Below are 25,853 nucleotides of genomic sequence, written 5' to 3' on the forward strand. Positions count from 1 at the left end.
GTGGACTCCGGTTCAATTGGGACTACCAGTTCGTAACAGACCCGTCGCGGCGCCTGAGGTGAGGCGCTTCCCAGAAACGAAAAGCCTCCGCCCGGACCGCCGCTTCGTTGACCTCGACGCCGAGCCCCGGCAGGTCGCTGACCGGATAGTCGGGACCGTCGAGCCGTGGCTGCACGGGGAAGAAGTCGGAATTGTCGAAGCCCAGCTTCGTCTCGGGTTCCCTGGTCTCGAGCCACGCGAAGTTGGGTACAGCGGCGGCGAGATGCAGGGTCGCGGCCGTGCACACCGGACCAAGCGGATTGTGCGGCATCAGGTCGACATAATGCGCCTCGCTCCAGCCAGCGACCTTCATCGCCTCGGTGAGCCCGCCGACATTGCAGACATCGAGCCGGTTGAACTGATGGATGCCGCGCTCGATGTAGGGCAGGAACTGCCACTTGCTGGCAAATTCCTCGCCGATGGCAAAGGGAATGTCGGTCATCCTGCGCAGGGATTCGTAGGCTTCAGGTGTCTCGTCGCGGATCGGCTCCTCGAGAAAATCAAGCACGCCGCGGCCGAGCTTGTTGCAGAAGCTCGCCGCCTCTGCCACCGACAGCCGATGATGATAGTCGATGCCGAGGACGACGTCGTCGCCCAGCGCCTCGCGCGCCTTGTTCAGCATGCTCGCGGTAGCGCCGATCGACTCGCGGGGTTCGAAGATGTCCCTGCTGCTTTGCCCTACGGGGAAGAAGCGGATCGCCTGCCACCCCCGTGCGCGCAGCTCCCGGGCTCGTTCGATGGCGACGTCGCCCTCGGCCTCGTCTCCGGTCGAGGCGAAGGTGGGGATGCGGTCGCGCTGCTTGCCGCCCAGCAGTTCGTAGACAGGCACCCCCAGCGCCTTGCCCTTGATGTCGTGCAGGGCGATGTCGATGGCGGAAATCGCCGCCTGCAGAACGCGCCCGCCTTCGAAGTACTGGCTGCGATATGCCTCCTGCCAGATCCGCCCGATCTGCATCGGGTCACGGCCGATGAGAAACTCGCGAAAATGCTCGACCGCGCCGGCAACGGCCTTTTCGCGCCCGCTCAAGCCGCTCTCGCCCCAGCCGAAGACGCCCTGGTCGGTCTCGATCTTGACGAGCATCTGATTACGCGTTCCAACCCATACAGGATAGGGTTTGATCGCGGTGATCTTAAGCTTTTCAGTCATCCCCAACGTTCCCAATGAACCCCGTCTTGTCTCAGCCGGCCTTGAGGGCCAGTTCAGTTTCGCCATCGAACAGATGCAGCCGCTCCTGGTCGAACTCGAGCCAGATCTGCTCGTCAGGTGCGACGGCGATGTTGGGGGACACGCTGATGTTGACGATGGCGCCTGACAGCAACGCCTGCACGAAGGTGACGTCTCCGGTCGGCTCCACTGTATAGGCCCTGGCCGGGACGCTGCCTGGCACCGCGCTCTTGTGGAGCCTGATGGTCGAGTGACGTGCGCCGAGCACGACTTTCCTCGACGTTGCCTTCGCAACCTTCCGGGCGTTGAGCGGCGAGAGCTCAAGGCTCCAGCCCTCCGCGCCGGTCAACGCAGTGTTGCCGTTTGCTGTCGATGCCTCCAGTGGAACAAGGCTCATCGCCGGGCTGCCGATGAAGCTGGCGACGAACATGTTCACCGGATGGGCAAAGACCTGCGCCGGAGAATCGTATTGCAACAGGTAGCCGCCGTTCATCACCGCCATCTTGTCGGCCATGGTCACGGCTTCGAGCTGGTCGTGCGTGACATAGATGATGGTCGCCTTGAGGTCCTGGTGGAAGCGCTTGATCTCCGAGCGCATCTGGACCCGCAGTTTGGCGTCGAGGTTGGAGAGCGGCTCGTCCATGAGGAAAACGGCAGGGTCGCGGACGAGGGCGCGCCCCAAGGCGACACGTTGCTGCTGCCCGCCTGAAAGTTCGCGCGGCTTGCGCTCGAGCAGGTGCGTCATGTCGAGCACGCGCGCCGCTTCCTTGACCTTCCTGTCGATCTCGTCCCTGGGCAGCTTGCGCATCTGCAGCGGGAACGCCAGGTTCTTGTAGACCGATTTCTGCGGGTAGAGCGCGTAGTTCTGGAACACCATCGCGATGTCCCGGTCCTTGGGGTCGAGGTCGTTCACCACGCGGTCGCCGATGACGATGTCGCCCGATGTGACCGGGATCAATCCCGCGACAAGATTGAGCGTGGTTGTCTTGCCGCAGCCCGAAGGGCCGACGAGCGCAACGAACTCGCCGTCATTGACCGTCAGCGAAACGTCGTTGACAGCTTTGAAGCCGCCATAGGTCTTGACGAGATCTCTCAGGACCACGTGGGCCATCGGCAACTCCCTACGGCATGATGCCGAAAAGTGTGAAGCGGTTTTCGGACGACATCATGCTCTATCTCTTTGATTTAGAGGCGCATTCAGATTTCAGGTCGAACAGACCTGAAATCATCCGGCTCTAGTGTTTGACCGCACCTTCTGTAAGGGCGCGTACGAAGTATCGTTGCAGGAGGAGGAACAGCACCACGACGGGCACGCTCATCATGAAGCTGGCCGCCATCAGGCCCGGAAAGTCCGTCGTATTCTCCGAGAAGAAACGCTGTATGCCGACCGGCAGGGTCAACTGCTCGTTCTTGGAAAGGAAGGTGTAGGCATAGATGTACTCGTTCCAGGCGCCAATGAAGGAATAGATCGCGGTGGCGATGATACCGGGCGTCGACAGAGGCATCACGATCAGGATGAAGGCCTGGAACCGGGTCGCCCCATCGATCCGCGCCGCCTGCTCGAGCTGCACCGGAAGGTTGTCGTAAAAGCCCTTGAGCAGCCAGATCGCCAGCGGCAGGCCGAAGGTGAGATAGGTGAGAATGAGCGAGCCATGCGTGTTCACCAGCCCGATCGCGCGCATCAGGATGAAGAGCGGCACGAGAAAGATCACCGCCGGGAACATGTTGCGCAAAAGCACGGTGAAGAACAGGAAGTTTCGACCGGGGAAACGAAAGCGCGAAAAGGCGTAGGCCGCAGGAACGGCCACGATCACCGAAAGGATTGTGGTGACCGTCGACACGTAGAGGCTGTTCCAGAAAAAACGCAGGAAGTCCTGACCGACGCTGTTTTGCGGATCGAGCAGCTTCTGGTAGCTGGCCAGGGTAGGCTCTTCCGGCCACCATTGCGGCGGGAACTGCATCGCCGCGAAGCCGGACTTGATCGAGGTGATCAGCATCCAGATCATCGGCAACGCGGTGTAAAGCAGCATGAACACGAGGAAGATGCGCCCGGCCCAACGCCATCCGTCGATGCGCATGCGGCGCCGGGCCGGACGTTGAGGGACTGTCTCGACGATCGTGCTCATGCGCTCCCCTCTTTGCGCTCGTTGCCGGCCAGCGCACGGACGTAGAAGTAGCCCAGCACCATCAGCATGAGGAACAGGAGTACCGAATAGGCCGATGCGACACCCCATCGCTGCCGGCCGAAGGCGAGCTCATAAATGTGGGTGATCCAGATGTGCGAAGCGTTCGACGGCCCACCACCGGTCATGATCCACGGGATGATGAAGGAATTGAAATTGGCCACTGCGAGCAGCAGGATCGTCACCGTCGAGACGTTGCGCAGATGCGGGAAGGTGACGTGCCAGAAACGCTGCCATGCATTGGCCCCGTCGACTTCCGCGGCGCGCAGCAACTGGTCGGGGACCGTCTGCAAGCCGGCCATCATCATGATCATGGCAAACGGAAACTCGCGCCAGATGTTGACGACGATCAAGGAGGGCAGCACCGTGCTGACGTTGTCGATGAAGTTCGGCGGCCGGTCTGCCAATCCGAGGCCGACCACCACCGCGCCGATGATGCCGAAGTCCGAATGGTAAATCCACTTCCAGATATAGGAGGCGGCAACCGCGCTGATGACCCAGGGAATGATCAGGATAGCGCGCAGGACACCCCGGCCGATAAACTCGCGGTGGAGGGCCAGCGCGGCGGCAAATCCCAAGGCAAAGGCAACGAAGGTAGATGCGATCGTCCAGATCAGGGTGTTCAAGGTGACTTTCCAGAACACCTGACTGGTGACGATGGCCGTGTAGTTGTCCAATCCGATAAAGGTCTTGTCGCGGAGCTGCAGGCCAGGCGGCGTCTTAAAGAACGACAGCTCGACCGTGTAGTAGATCGGATAGGCGATGACGATGAGCATCACGGCGATCGCTGGAAGCACGTAAGCGTAGTCGGCGCGATGCTCCCAGATATTCCGCAGCACGCCGGAGCTACCTGGTTGCAATCTTCGGCGAGCCTCGGCCTTGCCGGTCACGATCGTCACGATGGCGTGCCCTTGTTGTTCGGAGCAAACCGGCTGCACGCACTATCGGCACAGCCGGTCGGATCGCAGGTCAGGCCCGGACTAGAGTCCGTCCATCAGGTTCTTCACCTTCTCGGCCGCGTCGTCCGCTGCCTGGTCGACGGTCATCGCTCCGGTCAGGGCGTTCTGCAGCATGTCCGGGACGATGATATTCATGATCTCGGGCGATTGCGGCAGCGCCGGGAACGGAATGCCGTATGGCAACATCGAGGTGGTGACATCGAGGAACTTGATGTTGTCCAGACGTTCCTTCATCCATTTGGTCTTGAAGCCGTTCAGGTTGCCCGGGTTCGAGCCGGCATACGCCATCTTCAACGACCATTCAGGGCTCGTCCACATGCAGATGATGGCCTTTGCGGCCGGCTCGTCCACCTTGCCGCCCTCGACATATTCGGGCTTCAGGATGTGAATGTTCGAGCCGCCAAACACGACGGCCCGCTTGCCGTCGGGGCCGGTCGGAATCAGGCCATAGCGCATGTTGTCGATGACAGTCTGCGCCTTGTCCTTGTCGGCGCCCGTTGCCTTCTTCTGCAGGTCGAGCATGACGTTATAGTCGGACGGGTGCGAGACCATCATGCCGAGTTGGCCGGCGACGAACAGGGGCTGGTTATCGGCCTGCTGGTTGGTGAGGGCCGAAACCGGAACCGACTTGTCGCGAACATACATGTCGTAGGAGGCTTGCAACGCCGCCTTGCTCTGCGGGCTATTGAGCTCGACCTCCTTATAGGTCGGGTTCGCGGAGGCTTCGTCGAAGACACCGCCGCCATAGGCCCATAGCTGCGGCATGAAGCGGTACGGCGTGTTGCCGGCGTTCTTTCGCGCCACGAGGCCGTAGCCGGCAATGCCGAGCTTGTCATGGATCTGCTTGGAATATTTGACGACGTCGTCCCAGGTAGCCGGAGCCTTGTCCGGATCGAGGCCCGCACGCTTGAAAATGTCGGCGTTCCAGATGAACGCCATCGTCTCATTGTTGGTGGGAATGCCGTAGGTCACGCCATCCCAGGTTACCGCCTTCATGGCGCCGGGCCAGAAATCCTCTGTGGGATAGCCCACATCTTCCGGCTTGAGCGGCTGCAGATAACCCTTCGAGGCGAACTCGGTTCCGCCCAGGATTTGCAGGCGGACCGCCATCGGCGCGGCATTGCCCAGCAGCGCCGTGCGGAACTTGTCGAGAAGGTCGTTGTAGGTGAGGGCCTGATCCTCGAGCTGGATGTTCGGATAGGTCTTGCGGAAGGTCTCGAAGAAATCCTTGTAGTACTGGCGCAGGAGATCGGGGTCGCCCTCGAACACACCCTGATACCAGAACGTCAGTCGCCCCTTGTAGTCGAGCGGGGTGACCTTGCCGCAATCGGCGGCCGTGTCGAAATCCTGTGTGCCGGCGATGGAGCGCACATATTCCGGCGACCACTTGCTCAAATCGACCGGCGGCGCACCCAGCGCCGATCCCGACATGAGCGACGCCATCAAAGCAGTGGCGACAGTGCCGCGCAGGACGGCACCGCCGAGTGTAATCCTCGTCATAGTATCCTCCCAGATTCTCCCATGCCGCTGTGCGCCAAGGGGCTCGTCCGACCGTGCGGGATGTGTCCTTCTGCTCAATGTATCCCTTCGATCATCTGGTACGTTTTCAGATCGTGGATTGCCTGTCAACGCACCCGATCGTACATTGTTTGCAAAACGCGTGTATGATATCGAGCATGTGATGTACTAATCGGGGGATCCGGCTTTGGCCGAAACAAGTGATTTCAAAGCAGAGCCACCCGTGGGGATTGATCCCATCGCGGCGTCCAGCGAGGGCGCCTCGCTTTATGAGCTGATCCGGGAAGACATCATCGAGGGACGGCTCGCCGCCAACGAACGACTTGTGGTTACCGATCTCGCCCGGCGTCACGGCACCTCGACCAACCCCGTACGCGAGGCGCTGCAGCTGTTGCGAGGGGAGGGCTTCGTCACCTTTGTCGCCAACCGTGGCGCCCGCGTCCGACCCATAGACCAGGATTTCGTCCGGGATATCTACGAGATCGGAGTCCTGATCGAGCCGGCCCTGACGCGATGGTTCGTGAACATGGCGACCGGCGAGGACATCGCCGAACTCGAACGCATCCAGGCTCTGATCGAAGAGAACAACTTCACCGACACATTGCGGCACAGTGAATTGGATACCGCCTTCCACACCGTTATGTACCAGCGCCACTACAACCGCCATGCCGCCGAGCTTTGGTGGAAGCATCGCGAAGTGCTGCGAGCCGTGAGCCGGCGTTTCAATTTCACGCTCGCGCGGCGGGCCGCCATCATGCGTGAACACCGCGAGCTCATCGCGCATATCAAAGCGGGAAATGCCGGCGAGGCGGCCGAACTCATTGCCCGCCATGTCGAGGGTTCCGGCCGGCACGTTCTCGAACAGATGCGTGCGCGCAATGCCGCTCGAGCCGGATAGAATTTCCAGCCCAGAACATCATTGGTCCGGCCATCAGGCAGAGGTAGTTGAGAAATGAAAATCACGAGCGTTCGGCCGTGGCTGATCAAGTCCGATGCTTCCTATTGGGGAGAGTTCCTGTTCGTCGAGGTGACGACCGACGAAGGGGTGAGTGGCTGGGGGGAAATCACCACCACCACAAGGCTCGCCAACCGCGCCCTGTGCACGATCTTGCGGCAGATCGGTGTTGCCGTCACAGGTGAGGATCCGGCGCGCATCGAGCATCTCTGGCACAAGATTTTTCGCAGCTTCACCTATATGGGCAGCCGCGGCGCCGCAGTCGAATGCGTGAGCGCTATCGACATAGCGCTCTGGGACATTCGCGGCAAAAATCTCGGCAAACCGATCTACGAGTTGCTGGGCGGACCGGTGCGCGACGAAATCGCGCTCTATACCCATCCCAACCAGGCCAAGTTTACCAGCAAGGAGGCTGTGGTCCGCGAAATTCGAGACATTGTCGAATCCGGACACACCGGGCTGAAGTTCGATCCTTTCCCCCATCAGGGTCGCACCGCCGATGGCTTGGCGCGCGAACAGCGGGACGGCTACCTCGATGGCAGCATGACCCGCAAGGACGAGCGCGAGGCCGCCGAACTCACGGCCCTGATCCGCGAAACGGCGGGGCCCGATGTCGACATTCTGATCGATGCGCATGGCCGCTTCGATGTGCCCACCGCCATTCGCCTCTGCCGGAGCCTCGAGGAAGCCGGCCAGATCGACTGGTTCGAGGAGCCTTGTCCGCCCGAGAGCCTCAACGCCCTCAAGCAGGTGCGTGAGAAGGTCAGCGCCGCTATCTCGTGGGGCGAGCGCGGCCACACCAAGTGGGATTTCGTGCCGGTGCTCGAGAACAGGCTTGCGGACTACATCATGCCGGACGTTACCTGGACCGGCGGCATTACCGAACTGAAGAAGATTTCCGCCCTGTGCGAAGCCTACTATATCCCGGTCTCGCCCCATGACGCCGCGGGGCCGATCAACGTGGTTGCGGGAGCGCAGGTGATGATGACGGTTCCCAACTTCTACAAGCTCGAAACGTCGGAGTGGAACCTCGATAAATACAATCACCTCATCGACGAGCCACTCGATGTTTCGAACGGCAGCCTCAAGCTGACGTCGAAGCCGGGTCTGGGCGTCGAGATGAACCGAGACTACCTGCAGGCCCACGAGATAGAGCTTGGCTAGCAACGCTTATGCAGGCCGGGGGTGCGGGGCGCCACCATCAGAACGAGGATAAGCCATGGCAAAGACGGGTAGCGCCGGCGAGGCGCTCAATCGGGTAAATACGAAGTCCAGGCCGAGCGACCTGCGCATCACCGATCTGCGCGTCGCCGAGATCGTCGGCGCGCCGTTCACCTCGGCGCTGGTCAAGATCTACACCAACCAGGGCATTGTCGGCCTGGGCGAAGTGCGCGACGGCGCCAGCGCGACCTATGCGCTGATGCTGAAGAGCCGGTTGCTGGGCGAGAACCCTTGCGACGTCGACCGGCTGTTCCGGCGCATCAAGCAATTTGGCGGCCATGGACGGCAAGGTGGCGGCGTCTCGGCAGTCGAGATCGCGCTTTGGGACCTCGCCGGCAAGGCGTACGGCGTGCCGATCTACCAGATGCTGGGAGGACGGTTTCGCGACAAGGTGCGTGTCTATTGCGACACCGACGCGGACAAGCCCAGCGGCACGGAGACCGGCAAGCGGCTGAAGGCGCGGATGGATCTCGGCTTCACCTTCCTCAAGATGGACCTCGGCCTGACGCAGATTTCCCACATCCCGGGCGCGGTCGTCGCGCCGGCCGGCGTGCTCGACGGTTTCCGCACGCATGCCGGCCGCGGCCCGGCACGCACGCTGGACGAACGTCGGGCGCGCAACGCCGCCTATGACGCGCAGAATGTGCCGCATCCCTTTACCGGCCTCCACTTCACCGAAAAGGGCATCGACCTGCTCGATCAATATATCCACGAGGTCCGCGAGGTGATCGGCTACGAGATCCCGCTCGCCATCGACCATGTCGGCCACATCTCGCTGCAAGACGGCATCCGTCTCGCTCGGCGGATCGAGAAATATGCACCGGCCTGGCTCGAGGATGTGATCCCCTGGCAGTACACCGAGCAATATCGCCAGTTGCAGCAGGCAACGTCGGTGCCGATCTGCACGGGTGAGGACATCTACCTCAAGGAAGGCTTCGAGCCGCTGCTCAACGCCGGCATCTCGGTCATCCACCCGGACTTGCTGACCACCGGCGGCATCCTCGAGACCAAGAAGATCGGCGACGCGGCGCAGGAGCATGGCGTCGCCATGGCCATACACATGGCGGAAAGCCCGATCGCGGCAATGGCCGCCGCGCATGTCGCGGTAGCGACGGAAAACTTCATGGCGCTCGAATATCACAGCGTCGAAGTCGACTGGTGGGACGACATCGTCACCGGCCTGCCCAAGCCGCTGGTCAAGGACGGCTTCATCACCGTGCCCGACAAGCCTGGTCTGGGCATCGACGACATCGTCGACGAAGTGATCAGCCAGCACCTGCAGCCCGGCGTCACCGGCATCTGGCGGCCGACCGATCACTGGGACGACGAATACTCCTGGGACCGCACCTGGAGCTGACGCTACACCTCTCCCCGAAGGGAGAAGTAAACAGAAGGATGGACCATGATCTACGAACTTCGCATTTACGACTGCGTGCCGGGCCAACTGCCGGCGCTGCTCAAGCGTTTCAACGACCATACCTTGGCGCTGTGGGATAGACATGGCATCCGCCAGGCCGGGTTCTTCACCACGGTGGTCGGCGAAAACAGCAATCGACTGACCTATTTCGTCGCCTGGGAATCCCTTGCCGAGCGCGAAGTGAGATGGAAGGCCTTCACCACCGATCCGGCATGGCTCGAGGCCCGCGACGAGTCCGAGCGCGATGGCCCGATCCTGGCCAATATTTCCAGCCAGTTTCTCGCGCCAACCGCCTTCTCGTCGGTGAAATAGAGGACATCATGAAGATCACCGATCTCAGGTGCGCCGTCATCGGCAGGCACCCCATCGTGCGCATCGTCACCGACGAAGGCCTCCATGGCCTCGGCGAGGTCGAGTACACCAAGCCTTATCTGAAACCCTGGGTGCTGCATTTCCGCGACGCGCTGATCGGCGAGGACCCGACCGATGTCGAACGCGTGATGTTGAAAATCCGCCAGCGCGGCTCGTTCAAGCCCTACGGCGCCGCCGTCAGCGCTATCGAGCATGCGCTGTGGGACATCGCCGGCAAGGCGGCAGGCGTTCCGGTCTACAAGCTGCTCGGCGGCAAGGTGCGCGACAAGGTGCGGGTCTATAACGGTTCCATCCGCAAGAAGCGCACCGGCGACAGGCCGGAGGATTACGCGGCCGACGTCAAATGGATGATGGAGCGGCCGGAAGGTTTCTTCATGGTCAAGCAAGGCATCAGCTTTCATTCCAACATGAAGACCAGCGTCCCCGACTTCCACTACGGCGTGCGTCAGCCGCCGACCTATCACGGCGCGATGGACCAGGGGCAGATCAGCGAGCGCGGCATGGCGCATATGGTCGAATGCGTCATCGCCATGAAGGATGTGCTCGGCGATAAGGTCTCGCTGGCGCTGGATTGCGGCCCCGGCTGGTTCCTGCCCGACGCCATCCGCTTCGCGCGGGCCGTCGAAAAATACAATCTGATGTGGCTGGAGGATATGCTGACCGGCGACTACGTGCCGTGGGTCAATCCGCAGGCCTACCGCGAACTCACCACATCGACGTCCACCCCGATCCATACGGGCGAACAGATTTATTTGCGCCATAATTTCAAGGAACTGATCGAAACACAGGCGGTGCGCGTCATCGGCCCGGACCCCGCCGACATCGGCGGTATCGCCGAGCTCAAATGGGTGGCCGAGCACGCCTACATGCACTCGATCATGATGGCGCCGCACGGCACGGCGAACGGTCTGCTGGGCCTCGGCGCGCTGATCAATGTCTGCGCCACGCTGCCGGCCAACTACATCGCCTTCGAATATCCCAGCGCCTCCGACCCGTGGTGGGAGGACATCGTCATCGGCCTGCCCAAGGGGCAGATCGTCAGGGACAGTATGGTGGACCTGCTCGAAGCGCCGGGACTCGGCCTCGACATCGACGCCAAGGCAGCGAAGAAGTACCTCGCGGAAGAGGACGCCGGTTTCTTCGACCGATAACGATCCGACGCGGCTCGAGCGTCAAGGGCTATCGAACGGCTCGCACACATGGGTGAGCGTCCACGCCGTGCCGCCTATTTCGTTTCGGGCAGCATCTCGTCCATCAACTGCTTGACGGCCTCGGCGGATCTTTTCATCCCGGCTTCGTCCATGGCCCAACCGGCGAAGCGTTCCAGCAAGGTGGCGAACCTTACTAGGTCCTGCTCATCCCACTGTGCCAGAGATCCGGCGAAAATCCGCCATTTGGTCTGGCGCACCGCCGCCACGAGGCGCTCACCCTTGGCGGTGAGTTTGAGGCAGATGCGGCGGGCATCGCGTTGCGATGCGACACGGCAGGCATAGCCGCGTTCGACGAGGTCGGCCGCGATGCGGCTGGCGCGCGACGGATCGATCTCGAGGCGCTCGGCGATGACGCCAACCGTCACCTCATCCTGCTGGGTAGCGCTGAAAACCGGATTGTTCGCGATGGCGCTGATCGCATCGAGATGGCTCACTTCCAGCGAAGGGTCTACGCGCGCCAGGATCATGCGGCCGAAGTCGCGGCGCTGGATCGAGCGGCGCACCTTGCTCATTACCGCATCGATGGCGGCCACGGCCTCGGCCGCCGGTTCGGACAGGCCGCTGCCGCGCGCCAGATCGGCGAGATCCCGGTCGCCGCGCGTCTGGAACAGGGCTGGAAATCGGTCCGGACTGCCGGATGCGTTGCTGCTCATCCCATAGCGCGTTAGCAAGAATATATGCTGATGTCAATTATATGCTACGCGCACATATCTGGTTGACACCTCTTGGTTGTGGGGACATAAATCGCGCCCCAAGCTACGGAGACACCGATGACTGTCGAGCAGACGCTGCCGGATGCGCCGCCCGTGGAGGCCCAAGTCAGGCCCGACCTTACGACCTTGATCGTCTATTTCGGCGCGCTGATCGCCATGTTCATGGCAACCATCGACATGCAGATCGTCGTCACCGCCTTGCCCACCATTGCCGGCGAACTCGGCAATCTGCATTTGTTCGGCTGGGTCGGTGCCGCCTACCTGCTCTCGACCGCCGCGGTCTCGCCATTCTACGGCAAGCTTGGCGACATGTATGGCCGCAAGAATGTCGTGCTGACGGCGATCGGCCTGTTCCTGCTGGGCTCGCTGGTCTGCGGCATGGCATGGTCGATGGAGAGCTTGATCGCCGCGCGCGTGCTGCAGGGTATCGGCGGGGGTGGGTTGATGGTTTCGGCCTTCGCCATGATCGGCGAACTGTTTTCGCCGCGCGACCGCGCCAAATATCAGGGCTACAGTTCGGCGGTGTTCGCGCTGTCGTCGGTGCTCGGCCCGCTGGCCGGCGGCTACATCACCAGCCTGTTCGGCTGGCGTTGGGTGTTCCTGGTCAATTTGCCGATAGGGATCATCGTGCTGGCGGTGCTGGCCTTCGCCATGCGCAGCCGGTTCAACGAAAAGCGGCACCGCATCGACTATCTCGGCGGCGTGCTGCTCGCCACCGGCACGACGGCGATCGTTTATTGGGGCTACCACGTGCTCGACCCCAGCGGACCGGACCTCATCACCTTCGCGCTGCCGCTGCTGGCACTAGTCGCCATCACCTTGTTCGTCATGGTCGAGCGGCGGGCCGAAGAGCCGATCGTACCTCTGCGGCTGTTCGGCAATTCGACGGTCAGCATCGTCTCGGGCGTGTCGCTGGTCGCTGGAACGGTGACGCTGGGCATGTTCTTCTATTTTGCCCTCTACATGCAGACGCTGACGGGCCTGAGCCCGGCCGAGGTAGGCTTCCTGTTCCTGCCGGCGTCGCTCACGTCCATGGTCATTTCGATCGTCGCCGGGCGGGTGATCGCGGCAACCGGACGCTACAAATGGATGCCGGTGGTCGCCATGGCTATTGGCGGGTTTCTGATGCTGGGCTTCGTCCTCACCAACCAGCATACGCCGATCTGGGTATTGGCGACGATGATGGCAGTGTTCGGCATCAGCATGGGCCTGCAGTTCCAGGTGCTGATCGTGGCGATCCAGGCGGCAGCACCGCTGCAGGATATCGGCGCGGTGACGTCGCTGATCACCCAGGCGCGGACGCTCGGAGCATCGCTGGGTCTGGCGCTGAACGGCGCGGTGATGATCTGGGCGCTGAACCGGCAGACAGCCGAGCTTCCTGCAGACGCCGCCGCCCTGCTGCCGGGTGGCCTGAACGGGTTGACGCCGCACCTCGCGTCGAGCCTGCCGGGCGCGATCCGCGAAGTGGTGCTCGACCATTACTCCAGTGGTTTCAACGTGATGTTCATCTGGGTGGCGGCGCTCTATTTCGTCGCCATGGGGCTGACGCTGCTGCTCGAGGACAAAGAGATCCCGAAGCGGGCCTGAGCAAAAGCTTGTGTCATGCGCTGGGTTTAGGCATTTGGCGATGATCTGAAATCACCGAGGAGGACAGCCATGATCATCGACACTCATCTGCACCTGATCGACCTGTCGGCGCTGCGCTATCCCTGGCTCAGCCGCGAGCCGGCGCTCAACCGCGATTTCCCGCACGCAGAATATGCGATCCAGGCCCGCCGCGCCGGTATCGAGGCCGCGCTGCATATGGAGGTCGACGTCGATGAAGCCGACATCCAGGCCGAGACCAGCCATGTGAAGGCGCAGTCGCTGGAGAAGGGCAGTCTGTTGCGCGGGGCGATCGCCTCCTGCCGCCCGGAGGAGGCCGGCTTCGCCGCCTATCTCGGGCGCCAGCAAGCCGACCCTTTCGTCAAGGGGTTCCGCCGCGTGCTGCATGTCATGCCGGACGAGCTTTCGGACAGCGCGCTGTTTCGCGAAAACATCAAGCGGCTTGCCGGCACCGGCCTGACCTTCGACCTCGTCGTCCTGCCGCATCAGATTCCAAGGGCGGTTGCGCTCGCCGATCTGGCGCCGGATGTGCAGTTCGTGCTCGACCATTGCGGCGTGCCCGACATCAAGGCCAGTGCGGAACATCCGTGGCGCGAGCATATGACCGAGATCGCGCGGCGTCCCAATGTCATCGGCAAGATCTCCGGTGTCGTCGCCTATGCCGATGCCGGCTCATGGACCGTCGAGACCTTGCGCCCCTATGTCGAGCACACGATCGGCATTTTCGGCTGGGACCGCGTCGTGTGGGGCAGCGACTGGCCGGTGTGCACGCTTGGCGGTGGCCTTGCCACCTGGGTGGCGGCGACACACGCGCTGATCGCGGGCGCCAGCCCTGAGGAGAGGACGAAATTGCTGTCGAGCAATGCCAAGCGGATGTGGAAGCTGTAGCGCGGTCGGACACCGATTGCCTGCAAGCGCGCAGAACGCCATCATAGCGCTACTTCACGCCAATACCTGCCGTCAGGCCGCCATCGATCCTGTAGTCCGCGCCGGTGCAGAAACCGGCCTTCGACGAGCACAGGAAGGCGATGAGTTCCGCCACTTCCTCCGGTTCGCCGATACGGCCGAGCGGATGCGCCGCGCCGAAGCGCTTGTAGGCCTCTTCGACATCGGCATCGCTGCCGCCGTCACCGCGCGCAGCCTTCTCCAGGATCGGCGTGCGGATCGAGCCCGGGCTGACCGAATTCACCCGAACGCCTGATGCCGCGTAGTCGAGCGCCAGCGAGCGCGTCAGCGTGTGGATGGCCCCTTTGGTCGTGGCATAGGCGGCGACGTTCTGCTGGCAGGCAAAGCCCTGCACCGAGGCGACGTTGACGATGGCGCCGCCTCCGCGCTTGATCATTTCGGGGATGCCGAAATGCGCGGTCAGGTAGATCGAGCCGACATTGACCGTCATCGTTCGGTTCCAGGTTTCCCAGTCGGTCGTCGTCGCGGTGCCATAGGGATGGACGGCGGCGGAGTTGACGATGACATCAAGGCCGCCGAACCTTGCGACGCCAGCCGCCACCGCGTCGCGCACCTGGTCGGAGATGGACACATCGGTTTCGATGACCAGCACCGCAGCTCCAGCGCTTTCCAGTTGCGCCTTCATCGCCGCATTGGCGGCGCGGTCGATGCCGCAGGCGATGATTGCGGCGCCACCGGCCGCAAGGCGTCTGGCGGTTGCCAGGCCAATGCCGGTCGTCCCCGTCACCAGGGCGACCTTGCCGTCGAAATCCATCATTTCCAAAAACTCCTCCATTTTCTATCGACTCCCATCGGGGTCCAACAATAAGTTGCCAACCTCTCGCAGAAGGAAAGCCGAAAATGGAACAATGCTGGCGCTGGTATGGGCCCGATGATCCGGTGACGCTCGATCATGTCAAGCAGGCGGGCGCCACCGGCGTGGTCTCGGCGCTCCACCATATCTATGACGGCCGGGCGTGGCCTGAGGCCGAAGTGCTGGAGCGCAAGCGCATTATCCAGGAAGCAGGACTGACCTGGTCGGTCGTCGAAAGCATTCCGGTCCACAATTCCTTCAAGATCGGCGCGCCGGAACGCGAGCGCTATGCCGGCTATTACCGCGATTCGATCCGCGCGCTGGCCAAGGCCGGCATCGCCACGATCTGCTACAATTTCATGCCGGTGGTGGACTGGACCCGCACCGATCTAGCCTACCGTCTGCCGACGACAGGCTACGCCCTGCGTTTTGATGCGATCGATTTCGCCGCTTACGATCTGTTCGTGCTGAAGCGCAGAAACGGCGTGGCATGCTATACGCCGGCGCGTATTGCGCAGGCGGAAGCGCGGCTGAAGGAATTGCCGCCCGAGAAGATCGACCAGATCGAGCGCAATCTGATCGCCGGCCTGCCGGCTACAGAGCGCAAGTATGACCGCGACAGTTTTCGCGAGGCGCTTGCGGACTATGACGGGATCGGGTCGAAGGAGTTGCGCGACAACCTCGCGTGGTTCCTGCGCGAGATCATTCCGGTGGCGGAAGAGGAGGGGGTGCGCATGTGTATCCACCCCGACGATCCGCCGTTTTCGCTCTACGGCCTGCCGCGCGTCGTTTCGACCGCCGAGGATGCGCGTTTCATTCTCAATGCCGTCGACAGCCAGGCCAATGGGCTGACGTTCTGCACCGGGTCCTACGGCACGCGCGCCGACAACGACATCGTCGCCATGGTCAAGGAATTCGCCGACCGCATCCACTTCGCCCATCTGCGCAATATCACCATCGAGGATGACGGCTCGTTCTACGAGGCCGAGCATCTCGAAGGCGGCACCGACATGGCGCATGTCATCCTGGCGCTGATGCAGGAGGAGGCGCGCCGCCGCAAGGAGGGCCGCGCCGACTGGCAAATCCCGATGCGGCCGGACCATGGCCACCTGCTCGCCGACGATATCGGCAAGACAAGGATCAATCCCGGCTACTCGCTGATCGGCCGCCTGAAGGGCCTGGCCGAATTGCGCGGCATCATGCGGGCCGTGGAAACGTTTGGGCTGGCTTGAAGGGGCAACGAACTGCGTTCAATGCCGACGCCGGCTCAGCGTGCGTCGCTATAGATCCATGTGGCCGGCGCGGACGCAAGACACCTCCGATTGCCAGCTTGACAGAAAGCTGACAATGTATCATATCCGGAAAAGCTGACTATGTATCATATTATCTAGCGCTAGGAGAAAGACCGGCAAAGCCGGCGCCCCAGGGAGGGATCGTGGGAGAGGCTATCAGCCAGTGGAGCAATTGGTCGGGCTATGTCACGGCCACGCCGCAGGCTTTTGCCGAACCGCAGAGTCTCGATGAGCTGAGTGGTGCCATTCGCAACGCGCCGGGACCAGTTCGATTCGCTGGCACGGGCCATTCCTTCACGCCTCTGGTTAAGAATGACGGGACGATCCTGTCGCTTGATCGCTTCGAGGGCCTGAGGTCGCACGATCCCGAAAGGCTGACAGCACGGGTCGGCGCCGGCACCAAGATCGGCGCGCTGGCAAAGCTGTTGCACGGCGTCGGCCAGGCGCTGCCGAACATGGGCGACATCGACAAGCAGGCGTTCGGCGGGGCGCTGGGCACCGCCACCCACGGCTCGGGCATCACGCTCGGCGCTTACCATACCCAGCTCGAGGCGATGCAGATCGTCGACGGGCGTGGCGCCGTGAAAGAGTTCGACCGTGCCAAGAGCCCCGACATGATCGAAGCCATGGGCGCTTCGCTCGGCGCTTTCGGCGCCGTCACCGAAGTGACGATCCGCAACGTGGCGAGCTACCGGATGCGGCACCGCCGCTGGACGGCGCCGATCGCCGATGTGCTTGCGCAATTCGAAAGCACCATGACGGCGCATCGTTCGGCCGAGTTCTACTACGTGCCGTTTTCGGGCCAGGCGCTGCTGATTGCCAGCGACATCACCGAGGCGCCGGCGACGGTGCGTCCGCCGACGGAAGACGACGATGCGGTGACGACGCTGAGAAAACTGCGCGACTATCTCAGCTGGCTCCCTTGGCTGCGCCGCCGTCTCATCGGCTCGGCCTTCGCCAAGGTGCCGGCCGAGGATTATATCGAGGAGTGGCTGAAGGTCTTCACCTCCGAGCGCAACGTCAAGTTCAACGAGATGGAATACCACCTGCCGTTCGAGGAAGGGGCGGCCACACTCAGCGAAATCATTGCGCTGCTCGAGACGCGGTTTCCAGAGGTCTATTTTCCGATGGAGGTGCGCGTCGTCGCGCCCGACAATGTCTGGCTCAGCCCCTTCTACAAGCGCCCAACCTGTTCCATCGCCATCCATCACGGCGTCGAGCGCGATCCGATGGCGTTCTTCAACGCCGCCGAGCCGATCTTCAGGAAGCGCGGCGGCCGCCCGCATTGGGGCAAGATGCACAGCCTGACATCAAGGGAATTGAGCGCGCTCTATCCGCGCTGGAACGATGCGATGGCGGTCCGCCGCGAGATGGACCCGGACAACCGCTTCGTGTCGCCCTATATTGCCAGGCTGCTCGGCGTCGCGGCATGAGCCTGACCGACACCTATTTCGCGGAAATGTCGGGCGCGCTCAGGGCAGCCGGGATCTTTCAGCCTTGCCTGGTGCTCGATCTCGACCGGCTCGATCACAACATCGCTGCGATCAAGGCGAAGTTCGCCACGGGCCTCGATCTGCGCCTCGTCGACAAGTCGCTGCCATGCCTGCCGCTGATCGACTATATCCGTGCGGCGTTTGCGACCGACAGGCTGATGACCTTTCATCTGCCGATCAGCGCCGAGATGCTGAAAGCGTTTCCCGATGTCGATCTCCTGTTAGGCAAGCCGATGCCGGTTGCCGGCGCCAGGCACGCGCTGACGAAGGGCGTTCTCGCCGGGCTCGGCGAAGCTACGTCGCGCATCGTCTGGCTGATCGATACCGAGGAGCGGCTGGCCGCCTATGGCTCGCTTGCCGCCGAGCTCGACCGCGAGCTGCGCGTCTGCTTCGAGGTCGATGTCGGCCTTCATCGCGGCGGTATCAGCGATCCCGACTCACTGGCCCGGGCAGTTTCCGCGTTGGCGAATTACCCGCGGCTGAAATGCGAAGGCGTCATGGCCTACGAGGCGCATATCGGCCATATCCCCAAACTGCTGGGAGGACCGGCCAAGGCGCGCGTCAAGGCGATCAGCCTGTTTCGCCAGTATGTCGCTTGCCTTGCCGCCGACCAGCGCAAGATCCTCAATCTTGGCGGCAGCAGCACCGCATTGCTCTATGACAGCTGGGTCGGCGCCAATGAATTGTCCATCGGATCGGCTTTTATGCTGCCGACCGATTTCGATGTGCCGAGCCTCAGCCAATTGCGGCCTGCGGCATTCATCGCGACGCCGATCCTGAAAGTGGTCGATGTCCAGGCGCCGGGCCTCGACCAGCGCTCCTGGCTGCTGCAGAAGCTCGGGCTGTTGCCGCGGCGCGGCTGTTTTCTCTATGGCGGAAAATGGATGGCGAAGCCCGTCCATCCCGTGGGGATGAAGACCGACAAGACGTTCGGCTTTTCGACCAATCAGCAATTCATGGCGCTGCCCGACAACGTCAATGTCGGGCCTGACGACTACGCCTTCCTGCGTCCGACGCAGAGCGAATTCGTGCTACAGCAGTTCGGTTCGATCCAGGTCTATTCCGGCGGGAAATTCGTCGAGCAATGGGCCGCACTGCCGTTTTCGTAGAGCAATTCCAGGAAAAGTGTGAAGCGGTTTTCCCACAGGAATTGCGTCAAACAAAGAGATCGAAGTGGAGGAGGATAGGATGGTTGCCAAGGCAGTCAAAACCCAGCCCGTGCAGCCTGAATGGGCAGCCGAACTCGACCTCGCGCTCACCGATCTCGACGCCAGGAAGGACGACTGGGCGCAGACCTCGAATGGCGAGCGGATCGCCTTGCTGCGGCAGGTCAAGGATCACATCCGCGAGGTCGCCGAGGCGTGGGTCAAAACCGCGACGCGCAAGAAGGGCATCCCGACCGGCTCGCCGCTGGAAGGTGAGGAATGGCTGGCTGGCCCGGCGGCGCTGATGGATGGCTGCAACCAGTTCATCCACACGCTGAGCCTGATGGACGGCAAGAAGTTCCTTGACAGTCTGCCGGTTCGCACCTTGCCCAACGGACAGGTGGCTGTGACGGTGGTTCCGAATTCGCTCTGGGACAAGGTGCTGTTCACCGGGCTGAAGGCCGAGATCTGGATGCAGCCCGGCGTGACCAAGGCGAACCTCGCCGCAAACACCGCCTCGGCCTATGACGCGCCGCGCACCAGCCGCAAGGGCAAGATCGGCCTCGTGCTCGGCGCCGGCAATGTCGCCTCGATCGCGCCGCTCGACTGCCTGCACAAGCTTTTGGTCGAGCACCAGGTGGTTCTGCTCAAGATGAACCCGGTCAACGACTATCTGATCGATTTCCTGCGGCCGGCGCTGCGGCCGCTGATCGAATTCGGTGCGCTGCGCATCGTGCGCGGCGGCGCCGATGTCGGTGCGTATCTGTGCAACCACGATCTCGTTGACGACATCCACATCACCGGTGCCGCGGCCTCGCATGACGCGATCGTCTGGGGGCCTGGCGAGGAGGGCCGCAAGAACAAGGCGGCGGGCAAGCCGCGCAACAGCCGGCGTATCACCTCTGAGCTTGGCGGCGTGGCGCCGACCATCGTGGTGCCCGGCCCATGGTCGAATGCCGACATCGCCTACCATGCCGAACTGATCGCCACACAGAAGCTCAACAATTCCGGTTTCAACTGTATCGCCTGCCAAATGCTCGTGTTGCCCGAAGGCTGGGACAAATCCGACGCGCTTCTGGCGGCCCTCGAAAAGGTGATGCAGAAAGCCCCGTCGCGCCCGGCCTATTATCCCGGCGCGACCGAGCGCCTCGCCGCCTTCGAGGCGCATGCCGACAGCGTACAGAAATTCGAGCGGCCCGGCGGGCCGGCCTGCGTGGTGGTGCCATTCCGGCCGGGCACAGATACCTATCTCGAAAATGCCGAGGTGTTCGCGCCGGCGCTCAGCGTCATGCGGCTGCCGGCGGGCAATGCGGAATCCTATCTGCGCGCCGCTGTCGCCTACGCCAATGAAAAGCTGCACGGCACGCTTGCCGCCAACATCCTCATCCATCCCAGGACGATCGCCGAGATCGGCCGGCAGCGCTTCGAGGAAATCATTGCCGAACTGCGCTATGGCGGCATCGGCATCAATTCCTGGAGCGGCGTTCTGTTCGCGCTGCTGCGCCCGACCTGGGGTGCTTTCCCTGGCCACACGCTCGACGACGTGCAGAGCGGCATCGGCGTCGTCCACAACACCTATTTGTTCGACAGACCGGAACGCAGCGTGCTCGAAGCGCCGTTCCGCATCATGCCGAAGCCGGCCTGGTTCCTGACCCACAAAAGGGCACACATGGTCGGCCGCCTGATCACCGAGTTCAACTACCAGCCGAGCCTCCTGAAGCTGCCGCGCATCATCTGGAACGCGCTGCGCGGCTAGCAACGAGCATCCGATCTCGAAAACAAAAGCCGGCACAGGAGCTACGACAATGGCTGACGCGGACGCAATCATCGTTGGCGGCGGGCTGGCCGGCCTGGCCGCAGCCGCGGAACTCGGCGATGCCGGCAAGCGCGTGATCATCGTCGAGCAAGAGGGTGGCGGTTTTCTCGGCGGCCAGGCATTCTGGTCGCTCGGCGGCCTGTTTTTGGTCAACACGCCCGAGCAGCGCCGCCTGCGCATCAAGGACAGCCGCGACCTCGCCTGGCAGGATTGGCTGGGTTCTGCCCAGTTCGACCGGCCCGAGGACCATTGGCCAAGGAAAGTGGCGGAAGCCTATGTCGATTTCGCCGCCGGCGAGATGCGGCCGTGGCTCTACGCCATGGGCATGCGCTGGTGGCCGGTGGTCGGCTGGGCCGAGCGCGGCGGCGCGCTGGCCAATGGCCACGGCAATTCAGTGCCGCGCTTCCACCTGACATGGGGCACTGGGCCGGGCGTGGTCGCGCCGTTCGAAAGGCGCGTGCGCGAGCACGTCGCCAAAGGGCTGATCACTTTGAAATTCCGTCATCAGGTCAGCCGGCTGATCAAGACCAACGGCGCGGTCACCGGCGTCGCGGGCGAAATCCTGGAGGCATCCGATGTCGAGCGCGGCAAGCAGTCGAGCCGCACGGCCGTCGGCGATTTCGACCTTTCGGCCGGTGTCGTGATCGTCACCTCCGGCGGCATCGGCGGCAATCATGAGTTGGTTCGCAAGGTCTGGCCGGTCGGGCGGCTGGGGCCAGCGCCGAAGCGTATGGTTGCCGGCGTGCCGCACCATGTCGACGGCCGCATGGTGGCGATCACCCAGGACGCCGGCGGGGCCGTCATCAACGCCGACCGCATGTGGCACTATGTCGAGGGGATCAAGAACTGGGATCCGATCTGGCCGAACCACGGCATTCGCATCCTGTCGGCGCCGTCGCCGCTATGGTTCGATGCGCTCGGACAACGCATGGAGGCGCCGTTCTTCCCGAGTTTCGATTCGCTCGGCACCTTGAAGCGCATCCTGTCGACCGGCCACGATTATTCCTGGTTCGTGCTGAGCAAGACGATCGTCTCGAAGGAGTTCGTGCTGTCGGGCTCGGAGCAAAACCTAGACTTTACGGCCAAGGATTGGCGGGCCGTGCTGAAGAACCGGCGCGGCGGCAAGGCGCCGCCATCGGTGGCGGCGTTCCTGGAAAAGGGCGAGGACTTCGTCGTCCGCGACAACCTGGCCGACCTGGTCGCCGGGATGAACGCGCTGTCAGGCGACAATCTGCTCGACTACGACGGGCTCAACGCCCAGATCGTGGCGCGCGATCGAGAGGTCGACCATGCCTATACCAAGGATGCGCAGGTCACAGCCATCCGCGGCGCCCGCAACTACATCGGCGACAAGATCTTCCGGGTGACCAAGCCGCACAAGATACTCGATCCCAGGCACGGGCCGCTGATCGCGGTGCGCCTCAACATCCTGACGCGCAAAACGCTTGGCGGCCTGCACACCAATCTCAATTCGCAGGTTCTCGATGGCAATGGCGCGCCCATTGCCGGGCTCTATGCGGCAGGCGAGGTGGCCGGCGGCGGTGGCGGCGGCTATCACGGCTACAATGCGCTGGAAGGGACATTTCTCGGCAGCTGCATCTTCTCCGGCAGGAACGCAGGCCGGCACGCCGCGGGCAGGTGACGCGGCTGGCGGGCCAAGAAAAGGTCGATGAGAACAGGACATCCGCCATGTCCCAGGATAGCGACCGCTTTCGATCGCTTGCCGCAACCGAGGCGGTCAGCAGTTGCGGCTTGCCGGCGCCGACGTTTCCCATGCGCTGGTGCTCGGCGCCGCGGCCCATCAGAGGCCTGCGTTACGCTGGCGCCACCGCGAAATTGAGCTCGAGGTCCTGAAGGCCTGGCAGCAAGATCGGCCGGACTACCACTCGGCAAACGAGCCGTCCTTGTGACGCCAGACCGGGTTGCGCCAGCGGTGGCCTTCCTTGGCGCGTTCCTTGACGTAGTCCTCGTCGATTTCGACGCCGAGGCCGGGACCATCGGGGATTGCGACATAGCCATCCTCGTAGCGAAAGACGTCCTTGTTGGCGGCATAATCGAGCAAATCGTTTGCAGCGTTGTAGTGAATGCCGAGGCTCTGTTCCTGGATGAAGCAGTTGTAGCTGACGGCATCGAGCTGCAGGCAGGCGGCGAGCGCGATCGGGCCGAGCGGGCAGTGCGGCGCGACCGCAATATCATAAGCCTCGGCCATCGCCGCGATCTTGCGGCATTCGGTGATGCCACCGGCATGCGAGAGGTCGGGTTGGATGATGTCGACGGCGCCTTGCTCGAACACCGACTTGAAATCCCAGCGGCTGTAAAGACGCTCGCCGAGCGCGATCGGCGTCGAGCCCAGCGCTGCGATCTCCTTCAGCGCCTCGCGGTTTTCGCTGAGCACCGGCTCCTCGATGAACATTAGCCGGTAGGGTTCCAGCTCCTTGACCAGCATGCGCGCCATCGGCCGATGCACGCGGCCGTGAAAATCGACCGCGATGCCGATACCAGGACCAACGGCCTCGCGCACCATGGCGACGCGTTCGACAGCCGCATCTATTCTGCCATGGCTGTCGACGATCTGCAGTTCCTCGGTGCCATTCATCTTCAGCGCCTGGAAACCGCGCGAAACGACCTCCCTGGCGCCAGCAGCCACTTCCGCCGGCCGGTCGCCGCCGATCCAGGAATAGACCTTGATGCTGTCGCGCAACTTGCCGCCGAGCAGTTCGTGCACAGGCACGCCGAGCGCCTTGCCCTTGATGTCCCACAGCGCCTGGTCGATGCCGGCAATGGCGCTCATCAGGATCGGCCCGCCGCGGTAGAAGCCGCCGCGATGCATCACCGTCCAATGGTCCTCGATCAGGCGCGGGTCCTTGCCGATGAGATAATCGCCGAGTTCCTTGACCGCTGCCTCGACCGTCAGCGCGCGGCCTTCGACGACAGGCTCGCCCCAGCCGGTGACGCCGGCATCGGTCTCGATCTTCAGGAACAGCCAGCGCGGCGGGACGATGTAGGTGGTGAGCGAGATGATTTTCATGCTGGTCTCAGTTGTTCTTGAGTTTCTTGGCGCTGACCAGGTCGCGCGCCGCAAGGTCGAGGATCCGGCCTGCCGCTGCACGCGCCGCCGCGGCATCGCGCATGCGCAGCGCCTCGACCACCTCGCGATGCGCCGCGACCGCTTCCATGCGCCGGCTGAGCGAAATGGTCGCCGTTGCTTCGAGCGAGAATTTCAGCCCGGTGTCGATCAGATTGCCGATCTGGCGAAAGATCGGGTTGTGGCTCGCGGCATAGACGATCTGGTGAAAGGTGATGTCCGAGCGCGAGAAGGCGGCGAGATCCTCGCCGGCATTGGCCATGCCGCGCCAGGCGGCTTCGAGATCGGCGATCTCCTGCAGCGTCGCACGAGTCGCCGCAAGTTCGGCGACCAGCGGCTCGATGGCGCGGCGCGTTTCGAGGATGGCGTCGAACAATTTGTCGTCCAGCGCATGCGGCGCGTGCCAGGCCAGCACCTGCGGGTCGATGATGTTCCAGTTGTCCTGTTCACATACAACCGTGCCGATGCGCGGCCGCGACAGCACCAGCCCCTTGGCGGCCAGCACCTTCAGCGCCTCGCGGATGACGGTGCGGCTGACGCCATATTCGACGCCGAGTTCGTTTTCGGTCGGCAGGGACGAGCCGGCGGGATAGCGTCCGGAAAAGATGTCTGCGGCAAGCGCCTTGGTCACATCGGGCATGACGCGCGGGCGGCGGGTGTCGCCTGATGCCTTCTTCGAAGTTTCGGTCACCTCAGCCCTCCTCCAAGGCGGCGAAACCACTGATCTCGCGTCCCCGGCCTTACCGGATGCGGAGGATTTGCGCCAGCGATCGCTTGTCAGAGCATGTAGCTCAATTATCATACCAGATCAATTGACGAGTATGATAAAAAGAATTAGAGACTCTGCATCCGGGCTGAGCGCCCGGCCATCGCTGGGAGGTAATCATGCGACTTCTGAAGACCGCGCTCGTCGCGGGCGCGCTTGCCGTGCTGTCCGTCACGACCATCGCTGCATATGCTCAGGACACCAAGATCGGTTTCATCGTCAAACAGCCGGAAGAGCCGTGGTTCCAGGACGAATGGAAGTTCGCCGACCAGGCCGCCAAGGAGAAGGGTTTTACCCTGGTCAAGATCGGCGCCGAGGACGGTGAGAAGCTGATGTCGGCGATCGACAATCTGGGCGCGCAGGGCGCGCAAGGCTTCATCGTCTGCACGCCTGATGTGAAGCTCGGCCCCGGCATCGTCGCCAAGGCCGCCGCCAACAATCTGAAGCTGATGACGGTTGATGACCGTCTGGTCGGCGCAGACGGCAAGGCGCTGGAAGACGTGCCGCATATGGGCATTTCGGCGACCAAGATCGGCGAGGCCGTCGGCCAGGCGATCGTCGACGAAATGAAGGGACGCGGCTGGAAAGCCGACGAGGTGGGCGCCATCCGCGTCTCCTACGACCAACTGCCGACCGCCGTCGACCGGGTCGAAGGCGCCATTTCGGTGCTGAAGGCCAACGGCTTCAAGGCCGAGAACATTTTTGACGCGCCGCAGGCCAAGACCGATACCGAGGCTGCGCTTAATGCGGCGACGGTCGTGCTCAACGCCCATGCCGACATCAAGAAGTGGGTCTCCTTCGGCCTCAACGACGAAGCCGTTCTCGGCGCCGTGCGCGCTTCCGAAAGCGTCGGCATCCCGGCCGAAAACGTGATCGGCGTCGGCATTGGCGGCGCGGATTCGGCGATCAACGAGTTCAAGAAGCCGACCGCCACCGGCTTCGTCGGCACGGTGATCATCTCGCCGAAGCGTCACGGCTACGAGACTGCGCTCAACATGTATGACTGGGTCGCCAACAACAAGGAACCCGAGAAGCTCATCCTGACCGCCGGTGCGCTGGCCAAGCGCGACGACTACCAGACGGTCCGCAAGGATCTCGGCATCGAATAGTCCTCCCTGTACAAACAGGCGGCGGCTCAC

The 25,853-nt window shown here is 62.9% G+C and carries 22 protein-coding genes; 13 read left to right on the plus strand and 9 right to left on the minus strand.

Translation table 11 applies throughout. The annotated features are described in order from the left end of the window. Window positions 1–22: 22 nt before the first annotated feature. The 5 genes from NKJ78_RS06285 to NKJ78_RS06305 form a co-directional block, all read right to left on the minus strand. Window positions 23–1,186 (minus strand): mandelate racemase/muconate lactonizing enzyme family protein, encoded by a 1,164-nt coding sequence (locus tag NKJ78_RS06285; protein ID WP_352562396.1) that lies wholly within the window; start codon window positions 1,184–1,186, stop codon window positions 23–25. A 31-nt stretch (window positions 1,187–1,217) separates the two neighbouring features. Next, window positions 1,218–2,315 (minus strand): ABC transporter ATP-binding protein, encoded by a 1,098-nt coding sequence (locus tag NKJ78_RS06290; RefSeq protein WP_023739523.1) that lies wholly within the window; start codon window positions 2,313–2,315, stop codon window positions 1,218–1,220. A 124-nt stretch (window positions 2,316–2,439) separates the two neighbouring features. Continuing rightward, the gene (locus NKJ78_RS06295; protein WP_352459540.1) at window positions 2,440–3,330 is read right to left on the minus strand and encodes a carbohydrate ABC transporter permease; all 891 of its coding nucleotides are present in this window, start codon (window positions 3,328–3,330) and stop codon (window positions 2,440–2,442) included. Continuing rightward, entirely contained in the window at window positions 3,327–4,286 is a 960-nt protein-coding gene (locus NKJ78_RS06300) for a carbohydrate ABC transporter permease (RefSeq protein ID WP_023830842.1), read from the minus strand. The genes NKJ78_RS06295 and NKJ78_RS06300 overlap by 4 nt, the downstream gene beginning before the upstream one ends. Window positions 4,287–4,367: 81 nt before the next feature. Further along, window positions 4,368–5,846 (minus strand): ABC transporter substrate-binding protein, encoded by a 1,479-nt coding sequence (locus NKJ78_RS06305; protein ID WP_023696294.1) that lies wholly within the window; start codon window positions 5,844–5,846, stop codon window positions 4,368–4,370. Window positions 5,847–6,051: 205 nt separating this feature from the next. Between NKJ78_RS06305 and NKJ78_RS06310 the strand changes: the two genes are divergently transcribed. The 5 genes from NKJ78_RS06310 to NKJ78_RS06330 are packed head-to-tail and all read left to right on the plus strand — an operon-like array spanning window position 6,052 to window position 10,980. Further along, complete coding sequence (locus tag NKJ78_RS06310; protein ID WP_352459541.1) at window positions 6,052–6,762, plus strand: GntR family transcriptional regulator; 711 nt, start codon at window positions 6,052–6,054, stop codon at window positions 6,760–6,762. 54 nt (window positions 6,763–6,816) lie between these two features. Beyond that, complete coding sequence (locus NKJ78_RS06315) at window positions 6,817–7,983, plus strand: mandelate racemase/muconate lactonizing enzyme family protein (protein ID WP_352459542.1); 1,167 nt, start codon at window positions 6,817–6,819, stop codon at window positions 7,981–7,983. A gap of 55 nt (window positions 7,984–8,038) precedes the next feature. Next, window positions 8,039–9,397 (plus strand): mandelate racemase/muconate lactonizing enzyme family protein, encoded by a 1,359-nt coding sequence (locus tag NKJ78_RS06320; RefSeq protein WP_023830840.1) that lies wholly within the window; start codon window positions 8,039–8,041, stop codon window positions 9,395–9,397. Between the two features lie 45 nt (window positions 9,398–9,442). Further along, the gene (locus tag NKJ78_RS06325; RefSeq protein WP_352459544.1) at window positions 9,443–9,769 is read left to right on the plus strand and encodes an NIPSNAP family protein; all 327 of its coding nucleotides are present in this window, start codon (window positions 9,443–9,445) and stop codon (window positions 9,767–9,769) included. 8 nt (window positions 9,770–9,777) lie between these two features. After that, entirely contained in the window at window positions 9,778–10,980 is a 1,203-nt protein-coding gene (locus NKJ78_RS06330; RefSeq protein WP_352459545.1) for a mandelate racemase/muconate lactonizing enzyme family protein, read from the plus strand. Window positions 10,981–11,054: 74 nt separating this feature from the next. Here NKJ78_RS06330 and NKJ78_RS06335 read toward each other — a convergent pair whose 3' ends face one another. Next, the gene (locus NKJ78_RS06335; RefSeq protein WP_023739519.1) at window positions 11,055–11,693 is read right to left on the minus strand and encodes a MarR family winged helix-turn-helix transcriptional regulator; all 639 of its coding nucleotides are present in this window, start codon (window positions 11,691–11,693) and stop codon (window positions 11,055–11,057) included. 117 nt (window positions 11,694–11,810) lie between these two features. Between NKJ78_RS06335 and NKJ78_RS06340 the strand changes: the two genes are divergently transcribed. Beyond that, window positions 11,811–13,340, plus strand: coding sequence for an MDR family MFS transporter (locus tag NKJ78_RS06340; protein WP_031253278.1), 1,530 nt, complete (start codon window positions 11,811–11,813; stop codon window positions 13,338–13,340). Window positions 13,341–13,409: 69 nt separating this feature from the next. Further along, window positions 13,410–14,246: an amidohydrolase family protein gene (locus NKJ78_RS06345; protein WP_352562397.1), complete on the plus strand. Its 837-nt coding sequence runs from the start codon at window positions 13,410–13,412 to the stop codon at window positions 14,244–14,246. Between the two features lie 49 nt (window positions 14,247–14,295). On the opposite strand, the gene NKJ78_RS06350 is transcribed toward NKJ78_RS06345, so the two are convergent. Further along, the gene (locus NKJ78_RS06350; RefSeq protein ID WP_023739517.1) at window positions 14,296–15,081 is read right to left on the minus strand and encodes an SDR family NAD(P)-dependent oxidoreductase; all 786 of its coding nucleotides are present in this window, start codon (window positions 15,079–15,081) and stop codon (window positions 14,296–14,298) included. A gap of 83 nt (window positions 15,082–15,164) precedes the next feature. Here NKJ78_RS06350 and uxuA point away from each other — a divergent pair, with 83 nt between their 5' ends. The 5 genes from uxuA (at window position 15,165) to NKJ78_RS06375 (ending at window position 22,505) form a co-directional block, all read left to right on the plus strand. Then, a complete protein-coding gene (gene uxuA / locus NKJ78_RS06355; RefSeq protein WP_023739516.1) occupies window positions 15,165–16,349 on the plus strand; it encodes a mannonate dehydratase in 1,185 nt (394 codons plus the stop codon). A gap of 203 nt (window positions 16,350–16,552) precedes the next feature. Further along, entirely contained in the window at window positions 16,553–17,842 is a 1,290-nt protein-coding gene (locus tag NKJ78_RS06360) for a D-arabinono-1,4-lactone oxidase (protein WP_023739515.1), read from the plus strand. After that, entirely contained in the window at window positions 17,839–19,011 is a 1,173-nt protein-coding gene (locus tag NKJ78_RS06365; RefSeq protein WP_031253280.1) for an alanine racemase, read from the plus strand. Before NKJ78_RS06360 ends, NKJ78_RS06365 begins: the two co-directional genes overlap by 4 nt. Before the next feature lie 79 nt (window positions 19,012–19,090). Further along, on the plus strand, window positions 19,091–20,803 hold the full coding sequence (locus NKJ78_RS06370) for an aldehyde dehydrogenase family protein (RefSeq protein WP_023739513.1): 1,713 nt from the start codon (window positions 19,091–19,093) through the stop codon (window positions 20,801–20,803). A 49-nt stretch (window positions 20,804–20,852) separates the two neighbouring features. Then, complete coding sequence (locus NKJ78_RS06375) at window positions 20,853–22,505, plus strand: FAD-binding dehydrogenase (RefSeq protein ID WP_023739512.1); 1,653 nt, start codon at window positions 20,853–20,855, stop codon at window positions 22,503–22,505. Window positions 22,506–22,742: 237 nt separating this feature from the next. Here NKJ78_RS06375 and dgoD read toward each other — a convergent pair whose 3' ends face one another. Then, the gene (dgoD, locus tag NKJ78_RS06380) at window positions 22,743–23,891 is read right to left on the minus strand and encodes a galactonate dehydratase (protein ID WP_023739511.1); all 1,149 of its coding nucleotides are present in this window, start codon (window positions 23,889–23,891) and stop codon (window positions 22,743–22,745) included. Window positions 23,892–23,898: 7 nt separating this feature from the next. Next, window positions 23,899–24,588 (minus strand): FadR/GntR family transcriptional regulator, encoded by a 690-nt coding sequence (locus NKJ78_RS06385; RefSeq protein WP_245260479.1) that lies wholly within the window; start codon window positions 24,586–24,588, stop codon window positions 23,899–23,901. 245 nt (window positions 24,589–24,833) lie between these two features. On the opposite strand from NKJ78_RS06385, the gene NKJ78_RS06390 reads away from it, so the two are divergent. Further along, window positions 24,834–25,823, plus strand: a complete 990-nt coding sequence (locus NKJ78_RS06390) for an arabinose ABC transporter substrate-binding protein (protein ID WP_023739509.1) — start codon at window positions 24,834–24,836, stop codon at window positions 25,821–25,823. Window positions 25,824–25,853 lie beyond the last annotated feature (30 nt).

It is taken from the genome of Mesorhizobium sp. M0037 (assembly GCF_040323635.1).
Classification (GTDB): domain Bacteria; phylum Pseudomonadota; class Alphaproteobacteria; order Rhizobiales; family Rhizobiaceae; genus Mesorhizobium.